This window comes from Nonomuraea sp. MG754425, assembly GCF_021699195.1.
In the GTDB taxonomy this organism is placed as follows: Bacteria; Actinomycetota; Actinomycetes; order Streptosporangiales; family Streptosporangiaceae; genus Nonomuraea.
In genome coordinates this window covers 25,075-37,449 of sequence record NZ_SSXE01000090.1, presented here as the reverse complement: position 1 = coordinate 37,449, position 12,375 = coordinate 25,075, and the positions used below count along the sequence as shown (strand labels likewise).

The 12,375-nt window shown below is 68.4% G+C and carries 10 protein-coding genes and 2 pseudogenes; 2 read left to right on the top strand and 10 right to left on the bottom strand.

The window, feature by feature from the left end:
• Nucleotides 1-251, bottom strand: a pseudogene (locus FAF44_RS28500) (hypothetical protein); the annotation flags it as partial.
• 245 nt (nt 252-496) lie between these two features.
• On the opposite strand from FAF44_RS28500, the gene FAF44_RS28495 reads away from it, so the two are divergent.
• Complete coding sequence (locus tag FAF44_RS28495; protein WP_237106370.1) at nt 497-1,255, top strand: A/G-specific adenine glycosylase; 759 nt, start codon at nt 497-499, stop codon at nt 1,253-1,255.
• Between the two features lie 10 nt (nt 1,256-1,265).
• Here the strand turns inward: FAF44_RS28495 and FAF44_RS28490 are convergent, their stop codons facing one another.
• Together FAF44_RS28490 and FAF44_RS28485 are read right to left on the bottom strand one after the other, a co-directional pair.
• Nucleotides 1,266-1,682 carry a cupin domain-containing protein gene (locus FAF44_RS28490; protein ID WP_237106369.1) on the bottom strand — a complete coding sequence of 139 codons (417 nt, stop codon included), beginning with the start codon at nt 1,680-1,682 and terminating at the stop codon, nt 1,266-1,268.
• A 16-nt stretch (nt 1,683-1,698) separates the two neighbouring features.
• The gene (locus FAF44_RS28485) at nt 1,699-2,076 is read right to left on the bottom strand and encodes a cupin domain-containing protein (protein WP_237106366.1); all 378 of its coding nucleotides are present in this window, start codon (nt 2,074-2,076) and stop codon (nt 1,699-1,701) included.
• 61 nt (nt 2,077-2,137) lie between these two features.
• Here FAF44_RS28485 and FAF44_RS28480 point away from each other — a divergent pair, with 61 nt between their 5' ends.
• The gene (locus FAF44_RS28480) at nt 2,138-2,608 is read left to right on the top strand and encodes a MarR family winged helix-turn-helix transcriptional regulator (RefSeq protein WP_237106368.1); all 471 of its coding nucleotides are present in this window, start codon (nt 2,138-2,140) and stop codon (nt 2,606-2,608) included.
• Nucleotides 2,609-2,631: 23 nt separating this feature from the next.
• On the opposite strand, the gene FAF44_RS28475 is transcribed toward FAF44_RS28480, so the two are convergent.
• From FAF44_RS28475 to FAF44_RS28445, 7 genes and pseudogenes are all read right to left on the bottom strand, one after another.
• Nucleotides 2,632-3,570 carry a sugar phosphate isomerase/epimerase gene (locus tag FAF44_RS28475; RefSeq protein ID WP_237106365.1) on the bottom strand — a complete coding sequence of 313 codons (939 nt, stop codon included), beginning with the start codon at nt 3,568-3,570 and terminating at the stop codon, nt 2,632-2,634.
• A gap of 743 nt (nt 3,571-4,313) precedes the next feature.
• Nucleotides 4,314-6,815, bottom strand: a complete 2,502-nt coding sequence (locus FAF44_RS28470) for an ATP-dependent Clp protease ATP-binding subunit (RefSeq protein ID WP_237106364.1) — start codon at nt 6,813-6,815, stop codon at nt 4,314-4,316.
• Between the two features lie 459 nt (nt 6,816-7,274).
• Nucleotides 7,275-7,712, bottom strand: a pseudogene (locus tag FAF44_RS28465) (Clp protease N-terminal domain-containing protein); the annotation flags it as partial.
• Between the two features lie 807 nt (nt 7,713-8,519).
• A complete protein-coding gene (locus FAF44_RS28460; RefSeq protein WP_237106363.1) occupies nt 8,520-8,852 on the bottom strand; it encodes an Lsr2 family protein in 333 nt (110 codons plus the stop codon).
• Nucleotides 8,853-9,367: 515 nt separating this feature from the next.
• The gene (locus FAF44_RS28455; RefSeq protein WP_237106362.1) at nt 9,368-9,856 is read right to left on the bottom strand and encodes an RDD family protein; all 489 of its coding nucleotides are present in this window, start codon (nt 9,854-9,856) and stop codon (nt 9,368-9,370) included.
• A 119-nt stretch (nt 9,857-9,975) separates the two neighbouring features.
• On the bottom strand, nt 9,976-11,511 hold the full coding sequence (locus FAF44_RS55955; protein WP_237106361.1) for an RDD family protein: 1,536 nt from the start codon (nt 11,509-11,511) through the stop codon (nt 9,976-9,978).
• Nucleotides 11,512-11,596: 85 nt separating this feature from the next.
• Nucleotides 11,597-12,178, bottom strand: a complete 582-nt coding sequence (locus tag FAF44_RS28445) for an amino-acid N-acetyltransferase (RefSeq protein ID WP_237106360.1) — start codon at nt 12,176-12,178, stop codon at nt 11,597-11,599.
• Nucleotides 12,179-12,375 lie beyond the last annotated feature (197 nt).

Below are 12,375 nucleotides of genomic sequence, written 5' to 3'. Positions count from 1 at the left end.
GGCGAGGGGCTGGCGGTGCCCATGGCGAGCGTACGCAGGCCGGCCAGCAGCGGATCGGTGGCCGGGGTGGCACTGGTACCGGCACTGACGCTGGGTGAGGACTGCGCGCTGGAGCTGCGTTCCGGGCCGCTGCCGCCACTGGAACACGCCCACGCCACAACGGCCACCACGACGAGCACCGCCACCAGCACGCTCATCCGGCGCCGCCAGTAGATGTCGCCGCCGTCGCCACGCATCGTCTCGGGGTCCATACACCAAGGATCGTGAGCAACCTTCGACGTAGAGTGACGACACGCCGGGCGCTGTCATCAGATAACCGCAAGGAGACCGTCCTCGTTCACGGGGGGAGGGGAGGTCAACTCCTAATACGCTTGGCCCCGTGGTTGAGCCGAAACTCCTGCACACCCCCGTACTGGACTGGTACGAGGACAACGCCAGAGACCTGCCCTGGCGGACGACCGACGCGACCCCGTGGGGGGTGCTGGTGAGCGAGATCATGCTCCAGCAGACCCCGGTCGTCCGCGTCCTGCCGATCTGGCACGAGTGGATGGAGCGCTGGCCCACTCCCGCGCACCTGGCCGCCGAGCCGCCCGGCGAGGCCGTACGCCACTGGGGCCGGCTCGGTTACCCGCGCCGCGCGCTGCGCCTGCACGCGTGCGCCAGGGCGATCACCGAGGAGCACGGCGGCGAGGTGCCGTCCGACCACGCGACGCTGCTGGCCCTGCCGGGCATCGGCGAGTACACCGCCGCCGCCGTCGCGAGCTTCGCCTACGGCGGCCGGCACGCGGTGCTGGACACCAACGTCAGGAGGGTGTTCGCGCGGGCGGTCCGCGCGGAGGAGTACCCGCCCAACGCCACGTCGGCGGCCGAGCGGCGGCTGGCGGAGAGCCTGCTGCCCGAGCTGGGCGCGGCCCGCTGGGGTGTGGCGGTGATGGAGCTGGGCGCGCTGGTGTGCACGGCCCGTTCCCCACGCTGTGCCGACTGCCCGATCACCCACGTGTGCGCCTGGCGGCTGGCGGGCAAGCCGCCGCACGCCGGGCCCGCGCGCAGGGGCCAGACGTACGCGGGCACCGACCGCCAGTGCCGGGGCCGCCTGCTGGAGGTGCTGCGTGAGGCCCACGGCCCGGTGCCGAAGGCGGCGCTCGACGCGGTGTGGGACGACGCGGTGCAGCGCGAGCGCGCCCTCGACGGCCTGGTGGCCGACGGCCTGGCCGAGGCTCTCGACGACGGCACCTACCGGCTGCCCCACTCCTGAGCCTGGAGGCTCAGCGTACCCAGGGCGGCACGAGCCGCTCTGCGCCCTTCGGTGCCAGGTCGCAGGCGTCCGGCTCCGGAACGCCGCCCGGGTTGTACACCCGGGCGCCGGCCGGGGCCGCCACGATCGAGACGAACCCGCGCTCGGGGTCGGCGAACATCCGCCTGCTCACCTCCGCGGGCAGCACCATCGTGTCGCCCGCGCCCACCTCGTAACGCTCACCGCCCAGTTCGACCACGGCGGCCCCGTCGAGCCAGGTCCACACCACCTCGGTGTCGAAGGCGTGCGACGGCCCCGCCATGCCCGGCCTGGCGTCCACCCGCCAGACGGCCTGCCCGGCCGCCCCCTGCGTCGGGGAGGCGAGGGTGGTCATGACCCCGTTCGGGGTCTCGACCCGGCGGGCAGCGGCTCCCGGGACGACGGACATCTCCCTCACGCGGTGCTCACACGATCCACGGCGGGACGCCGAGATCCGCGCCGTCCGGACCGAGGGCCCTGGCGCCGGCCGGCGCGGTGACGACGGCGGTGTAGCCGGCCGCGGGGTCGGCCAGCACCCGCCGCACCGTGCCGGCGGGCATGACGACGGTGTCGCCGGCGGCGACGGTGTGCCGCTCCCCGCCCAGTTCCACGGTCGCCGCCCCGGCCACCCAGGTCCACACCTGCTCGCTGTCGAAGTCGTGCACGGGCCCCACGGCGCCCGGCCGGGCCTCGACCTGCCACAGGGACCGTGAGGCCCCTCCCTGCGCCGGCGAGGCGAATGTCGTCATGACCCCGCCCGGGGTCTCCGATCGCCGCGCCTCGGCGTCACGTATGACGGTCACGCCCGCTCACCCCCTAAGATAGGCAACTACGTTGTCCATATAGTTAACCAGGTTGTCTATCGTGTCAAGCTACGTGCCCGGCTTCGAGCTTCCGCTACGCCTGCTGCTCGCGTTCAGGATGCTGATCGACGAGTTGCACACCGAGCTCCACCAGCAGGGCCATCCGGACATCAGGCCCATGCACGGGTTCGTCATGCAGGCGATCGGCCCCGACGGCACCACGGCCGTCGAGCTGGGCCGCACGCTGGGCGTCTCCAAGCAGGCGGCGGGCAAGACCATCGACACGCTGGAGCGCGTCGGCTACGTCGAACGCACGACGGACCCGGCCGACAGCCGGCGCAAGATCGTCCGGCTCACCGCGTACGGGATGGACGCCCTCGACCGCTCGGCCCGCGTCTTCGACGACCTGCGCGCCCGCTGGGCGGCCGAACTCGGTGCGGACCGGCTGCGGGAACTGGAGTCAGACCTGCGCAGGATGACGCCGGGCAACCCGTGGCGGCTGGACACGCCCGGCTGGTTCGGCAACCTCTGACCGCCCCGGGCCGCCGGAGGGGCTCAGGCGGCCAGTTGCAGCCCCAGGCTGGTCAGGTTCGTCCGCGCCCACGCCAGCTCCTCGGCCAGGAGTGACACCAGCGCCCCCGGCCCCTTGGCCCGCCCGGGAACGGTCAGGTTGTGGGTCTCGACCTCGATGTGCGCGCTGCCGCTCACCGCGCCCGACAGCATGGCCGTCAGCGTGTCCTGCAGCACGGCCCCCGTGCCCGGGGTGTCTCCCGTGTGGTTGTGCACGTGTCCGAGCTTGACCACGGGCGCACCGGCCTCGGCCAGGCCCTTCAGCGCCGCGCCCGGCTCCCCGGCGTCGCAGGCGAGGTGACAGGCGTCCAGGCAGACGCCCAGGTGCTCGGAGTCGATCCCGCACACCCGCTCCAGCGCCTGCTCGGTCGTCTCCAGCACGCAGCCGGGCCACGGCTCGAACCCGACCCTGATCGTCTTGCCGGTCGTGCTGTAGATGCCGCGCAGCTCGCGGGCCAGCCGCTCCAGCCGGCGGGTGGCGATGGTGTGCAGGTCGGCAGGCCAGTCGCGACGCCAGCCGATCGGGATGGTCGAGATGCTGCCGAACCGTACGTCCTCCGGCAGCAGGAAGGCCAGGATCTTGGCCAGCGCCATCGTGTAGCGATACCGCTCGGGCTTGGCCCAGTCGGGACCGGGGACCTCCTGGTTACGGCCGCCGGTGCCGTTCAGGCTCACGACCTCCAGGCCGCGCTCCTCCAGGGAGCGGCGCAGGCGTACGAGCTCGATGCGGTCGGCCGTGAGATGGTCGGCCACGCCCGGGGACAACCACAGCCCGATGCCCATGCGCTCCACGCCCAGCCGCTTGCGCACCGGGACCGCGTACCGGGTGAGGTGCGCGATGAGGTTCTCCAGATCCTCAGCGGGGTGGACGCCTGCGTTGTAGGCGAGGTGAACGAGCGTTCCGTCAGCGTGACGCAGGCGCATCGGTTTCCTCCAGGGCTTGCTCGTGTTTCCCGTGGCCCGCCTCGGACGTGCGAACCATGTGAGCATGTCGGCTCGCGAGTGGTACGCGCGTCCGCCCCGAGTTGACTTCTCACTACTCCCCAGGGAGCAGGCCCCCAGCTTGGGGACGCGCTCTTGTGGCTCACATGCGTGAGACTTGGCGAAGCTCTACGCAGTGTAGTACTACTCGCGGTGGCGGGATACCCGCACATCCAACAATTACGCAACGACGGCAACCGTCTCACTTCTCCGCATCTCCGTCCGTGAGCCGACCACGAATCGCCCATCGCCCCGCAAAGCGACCAACAGGCGACCGGGGACCCCAGGTGGCCCGGAACGTGTGACAGGCCCGCAGGAGCGTCCTCAACCCCGCCCACACCCCCTTCGGCCGAGCCGCGGACCGCCGCAGCGCGCCGGAAGCCGCCGGGGGAACCCTCGTGGTCCCCTCCACGAGTAAGACGTGACGGCCCTTCCGGGTGTGACGCACTCGGCGAAAGTGATCTCGGCACATGCGAAAGCCCCCGTGTGAGCATGCTCACACGGGGGCTTCTCGTCAGCTCGGGCTTACCACCGGCGCGGCCCTACAACCGGAAGGGCTTACCACCGACCCGGGCCTATCACCGGCTCGGGCCTGTCGTCCGCCCTGACCTGCCGCCGGCCCGGACCGAGGTTCTGCATCGGTCCGGAGCCCGGCGGCGGGCCGGAGTTCGGCGGCGGCCCAGCGCTCAGTGCTGGATCGGCGCGGCGATCGCGGCGGCCGAGTCGGGGACCTGCGAGATGGTCTCGCCCTTGAAGGTGAACGTGGCGTTGTCGCCCTCACCCTCCACGGCCACCTTCACGACCTGTCCGGGCCGGAGCTCGCCGTAGAGGATCTTCTCCGACAGCGAGTCCTCCAGCTCACGCTGGATCGTACGACGCAGCGGCCGGGCGCCCATGACGGGGTCGTAGCCACGGTCGGCGAGGAGCTGCTTGGCCTCGGGCGAGACGTCGAGCCCCATGTCGCGGTCCTTCAGCCTGGAGTCCACCTGGGCGAGCATCAGATCGACGATCTTGATGATCTCGTTCGGCGTGAGCTGGTGGAAGACCACGATGTCGTCGACACGGTTGAGGAACTCGGGCCGGAAGTGCTGCTTGAGCTCCTCCTGGACCTTGGCCTTCATCCGCTCGTAGTTGGACTCGGTGTCGTTGGACTTCGCGAACCCGACCCCGATGCCCTTGGAGATGTCGCGGGTGCCGAGGTTGGTGGTCATGATGATGACCGTGTTCTTGAAGTCGACCACGCGGCCCTGGGCGTCGGTCAGGCGACCGTCTTCCAGGATCTGCAGCAGCGAGTTGAAGATGTCGGGGTGGGCCTTCTCGATCTCGTCGAACAGGACCACGGAGAACGGCTTGCGCCGCACCTTCTCGGTGAGCTGGCCGCCCTCCTCGTAGCCGACGTAGCCGGGAGGCGAGCCGAACAGCCTGGAGACGGTGTGCTTCTCCATGAACTCCGACATGTCCAGGCTGATCAGCGCGTCTTCGTCACCGAAGAGGAACTCCGCCAGAGCCTTGGACAGCTCGGTCTTACCGACGCCGGACGGGCCGGCGAAGATGAACGAGCCGCCGGGACGGCGCGGGTCCTTCAGACCGGCGCGGGTACGCCGGATCGAGCGCGACAGGCCCTTGATGGCGTCGTCCTGGCCGATGATCCGCTTGTGGAGCTCGTCCTCCATGCGGAGCAGGCGCTGCGACTCCTCCTCGGTCAGCTTGAAGACCGGGATGCCGGTGGCGGTCGCCAGGACCTCGGCGATGAGCTCCTGGGTGACCTCGGCCACGACGTCCATGTCGCCGGCCTTCCACTCCTTCTCCCGCCGCTCGCGCTTGAGCTGGAGCTGCTTCTCCTGGTCGCGGAGGGCAGCGGCCTTCTCGAAGTCCTGCGCGTCGATCGCGGACTCCTTGTCGCGACGCACGTTGGCGATCTTCTCGTCGTACTCGCGCAGGTCCGGCGGAGCGGTCATCCTGCGGATGCGCATCCGGGAGCCGGCCTCGTCGATGAGGTCGATCGCCTTGTCGGGCAGGTAGCGGTCGCTGATGTAGCGGTCGGCGAGCTGCGCGGCGGCCACCAGCGCGTCGTCGGTGATGGACACGCGGTGGTGGGCCTCGTAGCGGTCGCGCAGGCCCTTGAGGATCTCGATCGTGTGGCTGAGTGAGGGCTCGGCCACCTGGATCGGCTGGAAGCGGCGCTCGAGGGCCGCGTCCTTCTCCAGGTACTTGCGGTACTCGTCGAGCGTCGTCGCGCCGATCGTCTGCAGCTCACCGCGGGCCAGCATCGGCTTGAGGATGCTGGCGGCGTCGATCGCGCCCTCGGCGGCGCCCGCACCCACGAGCGTGTGCAGCTCGTCGATGAACAGGATGATGTCGCCGCGCGTGCGGATCTCCTTCAGCACCTTCTTCAGGCGCTCTTCGAAGTCACCGCGGTAGCGGGAGCCGGCGACCAGGGCGCCGAGGTCAAGCGTGTAGAGCTGCTTGTCCTTCAGCGTCTCGGGCACCTCGCCCCTGACGATCTTCTGCGACAGGCCCTCGACGACGGCGGTCTTGCCGACGCCGGGCTCGCCGATGAGAACGGGGTTGTTCTTGGTCCTGCGGGACAGGACCTGCATGACCCGCTCGATCTCCTTCTCACGGCCGATGACCGGGTCAAGCTTGCCCTCGCGGGCCGCCTGGGTCAGGTTGCGGCCGAACTGGTCGAGCACCAGGGAGGTGGACGGGGCCGACTCCTGCGGGCCACCCGCCGCGGCCGGCTCCTTGCCCTGGTAACCGTGGAGCAACTGGATGACCTGCTGCCGCACACGGTTGAGATCAGCTCCAAGCTTGACCAGCACCTGGGCCGCGACACCCTCACCCTCACGGATGAGCCCGAGCAGGATGTGCTCGGTGCCGATGTAGTTGTGACCCAGTTGCAAAGCCTCACGGAGCGACAGCTCGAGGACCTTCTTGGCCCGCGGGGTGAACGGAATGTGCCCCGACGGAGCCGACTGGCCCTGGCCGATGATCTCCTCGACCTGCTGGCGCACACCCTCAAGGCTGATGCCCAGGCTCTCCAGAGCCTTGGCCGCCACGCCCTCACCCTCGTGGATCAAACCAAGAAGAATGTGCTCAGTGCCGATGTAGTTGTGGTTGAGCATCCTGGCCTCTTCTTGGGCCAAGACGACAACACGCCTCGCTCGGTCGGTGAACCTCTCGAACATCTCGTCGCTCCTCACAGAGCGGTCAGTCAGGCCGGTAAATCCGGTCCCGTCCTCCCGCATGCTAGCCCTGGCTCGGCGAACCGTGCCCACTGCCGCTGACACGCTCTATAACAGAGACGTTCCCCGAGAGCAGGGCGTTCACCCTCCATCCAACTACTGTTCGGGGGTGACGTGTTCCCGATACGCCGCAAGCGAACGATGTTTAGGACGCTTCAAGGAAACGTCTGCGAATTGCCGTCCACGGCGTATGCGGACCCACACGGATCGCCCACCGGACGCCTGGCGCGGAGCCGGCGTGGGGATGCCACCTCGCCCCTTGCATCTCGGATGCCACGTCCTGTTGCGAAATCATCCTATGTCGCGATGCGAAGCAAGGCCAAGTGAGCGCTCTACGCCTTGAGCACAACGCGGCACGGACCGCCTACCACGGGCAAAGGGCGGAATTCAGGGGCCCGCCGGCCGGTACTTCCGCAGCAGTTCCTCGACGGCCTGCCCGGCCCTGACCGGCTCGACCCCCAGCCCGGTCAGCACCTGGACGCCCGTGCCCGTGCCCTCCCGGAGGAGCGCGAGCAGGAGGTGCTCGGTGCCGATGTGCTCGACGCCGCGCTCGGCCGCCTCGGTGTTCGACAGTTCGAGGACCTTCGCGGCCCGCGTGGTGAACGGGAGGTGCCCGGTGGGGGCCGTCTCGCCCCGGCCGCGCAGTTCCGCCACCTTCCCGCGCGCGCCCTCCAGGCCGACGCCCAGGCTCTCCAGGACCTTGGCGGCCACGGCCTCGCCCTCGCGGAGCAGACCGAGGAGGACGTGCTCGGTGCCGATGTGGCCGTGGTTAAGGGTCCTGGCCTCTTCCTGGGACAGGATGACCACCCGCCGCGCCCGGTCGGTGAGCCTCTCGAACAACCTCTTCGCTCCTCACGATTCAGTGACCCGGCCCGGCGGATCCGGCCCGGCGCGCGTCCTGCGACGATGTGCTCCCGAAGGCTCGAAAGCTCGACGGCCGCGGGCTTCGCGCGTATCCGGCACCGACGGTAATCGGTAATGCCCGCCATCCGGTCAGCCGGGTTACCGGAGGCGTTCCCCCGCACCATCAGACGCCCCTTGCACGGAGCCAATCACGATCTCCGCGCCGGAGGGGGCATTGTGCGTGGATACCGGCAGAAGCGACCATTGTGCGAGGGATGCTCATACTTGCCGGTTATGCCCGGCTGCACCCCTTGATCGGAAGCAAGGTTATCGGGACTCCGCACAGCCGCGAGCGACAAGGTTTTCGATGACAGCGCGTCGGCCATGACGCCGCTTTAGCGTTACAGCGAGTGAAGGAGGTCGCGGGAGTTAACCGCACTCCCACGATTTCGCATGGCCCGTTCCATGAGCGCGGCGCCGGCCGTCACGCGAAGGGAATGCCCGCCGTACAAGCCCTGCCACAAGTTGATGGGGGGCGGCCGGCCGGTCCGTACGCGCCTGGCGTACGCGGAATGAGGTATGGCCGCCCCCACAGGGCTTTCCACGCGCCCGGCGCCCGCTCATATGGCGGCGCCGGGGGCGAGGACGGAACGCGTGTGCCCTAAACGCCCGCATTTGGGCGCTCAAGGAGATCATCTTCCGCGACGGCCCGCTTTCGGGGACGCCGCAGTAACGATCATGCGCCTATGGCGGCCGCCGGGGTCCAAGGCGAACATCATAAGCGCATGGTCGAGAGCCGGCCCCTTAGTGAGCGGCTTCGTACTTCTCCACGACGGTGGAGGCGATGCGGCCGCGCTCGCTGACCGGCATGCCGTGAGCCTTGGCCCACTGCCGGATCTCGGAGCTCTTCTCGCGGCTCATCGCGCGGTTGCCGCCACGACCGCGGCGGCGCGTGGACACGGCACCTGCCCTGCGCGCGTGCTGCACGAAAGGCGTGAGAGCGTCCCTCAGCTTCTTCGCGTTAAGGTCGCTGAGGTCAATCTCATAGGAGGAGCCGTCAATAGCGAAGCTGACCGTCTCATTGGCCTCGCCCCCATCGAGGTCATCGATGAGAATCTCCTGGATCTGCTTGGCCATGTACGCAATCCTTTCGCGGAGCATTGTTTCATTCGCCTGCCCAAACATATACCCGGAAAGGCGTGGAGACAATTCAGCGCTACGGGGATTCGGCTGAGTGGCCGATCAGTTCTGGGGGTCGACCGGATCCTCGCGGTTTCGCCGGCCTCCCAGCGCCTCGGATCGGACCAGCTTCACGACGCCAAAGATGAAGGCGCCCCCCACCACCACCGGGGGGATGAGCGCTGACAATACGTCTGTTAGGGCTTCCATTCGTCCTCGCCTCCACGGCTACCGGGGTTTCGGGGCGCATTAAGCGCTGGGAGCGTGACCACGGGGAGCACCGCTCCCCTCATGTGACACGCAGGCGACAACCACCCGCATCCGACCATAGCGGCACACAGATGCCCTGCGTGTCGCAGGGGCGCCAACATCCGGCAACCCGGACGCCCCATAGCCTAATGCCAGTCTCTCCAGGCTCCTTACCGGATCATGCGAAAATTTTGCGAAAAGACATCGCCCCAGGTACGGATGGCTCAGCGAAGATCTTTTACGACCCGTGTTCCGGCCAAGCGGTCGTGCGGCCCCCGCTCCAGCGGCTTGTCGATCAGGATCAGCAACCCGACCCCGAACAGCAGCATTCCCGCCACCAGATTGACGACCGGAATGCCCATGAGCATCACAGGCGCGGGATAGACCAGGGCCCGTTTGAGCAGAACCCGGCGCGACGCGCCCTCCGGCGCCAGGTGAATCCTCATGATCGCCTTACCGAACGTCCGCCCGCGCCGGGAATGCGCCCACCAGTCGTAGCCGGCATAAGCCAGCCCCGCCACGAGCCACGCGAAGACGCCCGCCAGCCGCCCGCCGAAGACCTCGAGCATCCCGACAGTTCGGAAGAAGCCCCATAGGACGATGAACAGAATGTAATAGAAGACCCCGAAGACGAGCGCTTCAATCAGCCGGGCGCCGAGGCGTTCCCACCATTCCGCGGGCAGCCTGTCCGGCCACGGGGCCGTCCCGGCCATAACTCCCACCTCACGTCATCGGATCGGGGGCTCTGGTCGCTGACCACAATTGTGGTACAGGTCCGCGCACAAAACATAGGGGCCGGCGAGGCCGGCCCCTATGTCTCGTAGGCGGAAGACTACTTGATCTTCACCACCAGCGTCTTCGCGAACTTGTCCGCGAAGGTCTGCTGCAACGGCTTGTCCCAGAGCTGGGAGGCGCCGTTGAGGGCGTAGAGGACGCCCGTGAGCAGCGTGCCGACGAGGGGCACCCAGTAGAAGAGGTAGCCGCCCACCGTCACGAGCGCCCGCTTGAGCGACACGTCGTTGGCCAGGCCCTCGGGCTGAACGGGCCCGCCCACCTGCACGACCTTGATGCCCATGACCATCTTGCCGACCGTCTGGCCCTTCAGCTTGACCAGGAAGAAGTCGTAGGCCACGTAGATGGCGGTCACGACGATCGAGACGGCGAGGTAGTACAGGATCCCGAAGGTCAGGCCGCTGGTGATGCCGGTGATCGAGCTGTACGACGGGTACAGCGGGGTCAGGGCCAGCGAAACCACGCCCATCACGATGCCGAAGATGACACCGTCGATGATCCTCGCCACCAGGCGCTGCCACCACTCCGCCAGCGGCGCGGGGGCCCCGGGCGGCTGGACGCCGATCGGCTGGCCGTAGCCCTGCTGGGGCTGGCCGTACCCGGGCTGGCCGTAGCCGCCCTGCCCGTACTGCTGCGGCTGCTGGCCGTAGCCCTGCTGGCCGTACTGCTGCTGGTCGTAGCCGGGCTGCTGGCCGTAACCGGGCTGGGCGTAGCCGGGCTGGGACTGCTGCTGCTGTCCGTAGCCCTGCTGGCCGTAGTCCGGCTGCTGGCCGTAACCCTGCTGCGCCTGACCGTACTGACCCTGCTGACCGTAGTCCGGCTGGGACTGCGGCTGCTGGCCGTAACCGGGCTGCGACTGCTGACCGTAGTCCTGCTGGGCCTGGCCGTAGCCGGGCTGGGACTGGGGCTGCTGGCCGTAGTCCTGCTGCTGCCCGTACTGGGGCTGCTGGCCAGACTGCGGCTGCTGGCCGTAGCCCTGCTGGCCGTAACCCTGTTGCTGGCCGTAGTCCGGCTGCTGGCCGTAACCCTGCTGCGCCTGACCGTACTGGCCCTGCTGGCCGTAGTCCGGCTGGGACTGCGGCTGCTGGCCATAGCCGGGCTGCGACTGCGGCTGCTGACCGTAGCCCTGCTGGGCCTGGCCGTACTGCTGCTGGCCCGACTGCGGCTGCTGGCCGTAACCCTGCTGACCGTAGTCCGGCTGCTGCCCGTACTGGGGCTGCTGGCCCGACTGCGGCTGCTGGCCGTAACCCTGCTGACCGTAACCCTGCTGCTGACCGTAGTCCGGCTGCTGGCCGTACTGCTGCTGGCCGTAGCCGGGCTGGGACTGCTGCTGCTGGCCGTAACCCTGCTGGGGCTGGCCGTACTGCTGCTGGCCGTAACCCTGCTGCTGGCCCTGCTGCTGACTCTGCTGGCCGTAGCCCTGACCGTAGGCGTCGTCCGCCCGATAGCCGATCACAGTGGCGTCGGGGTCGGGCTCGCCAGGGTGGCGTCCCGGGTTCTGCTGCCCGTAGTGAGTGCCAGGCGCAGAATTCTCGCCGGATTCGTCCTGTGGATACGGCGGCTGTCCGGTGCTCACCGTGTCACCTCGCTTCGAGTGCGCATGTGGCACGTGTCAGGACACATGCTCGTGCTGCCCAACGTATCGACATAGGAATCAACAATCACCTTTCCATCTGGTCGAGGTCTGCGTCACCCGATGTCAGATGGAGCAGCATGCGGGTGTTGCCCAGGGTGTTCGGTTTGACGTGTTCCAGATCGAGGAACTCCGCGACACCCTCGTCGTACGAGGCCAGGAGTTCGGCGTAGACCTCCGGTGAGACCGGCGTGCCCTGAATCGGGCGGAACCCCAGCCTCGCGAAGAAATCGACCTCAAAAGTTAGACAGAATACACGCCGCAGACCCAGATCCTTCGCCTGCTGTATCAGTGCTGAGACGATCCGATGGCCGACGCCCGTGCCGCGGCACTCGGGATCCACGGCCACGGTGCGGACCTCCGCGAGGTCCTCCCAGAGCACGTGGAGCGCGCCGCAGCCGGCGATCTGCCCGCCCCGTTCGGCCACCCAGAACTCCTGTACGTCCTCGTACAGGGTCACCGTGGCCTTCTCAAGGAGTCGCGGCCCCGCCCCCGCGTAGGTGTCGACCAGACGCCTGATCGCCCGCACGTCGGGCGTGCGGGCACGCCGGACCACCACCGCGGTCTCCGGCCCGCCCTCGGGCGCTGTCAGTTCGGCCACCTGCTCCATGGCTATCCAGGGTACAGATGTCATTACGGCTCAGCCCTAACTCCCATGTCTCGGCCCATCTTGTTACATGTGGTGGTCATATGCGCGCGGGTTCCGCAGGTGGCGGAAGCTTCGGCGATGCGGACATAAAGACCGATCCGCACGGCAGGGCACGAGATCACCTTGTGACCCTTCGGTTGTGAAACCTCTATGAACTC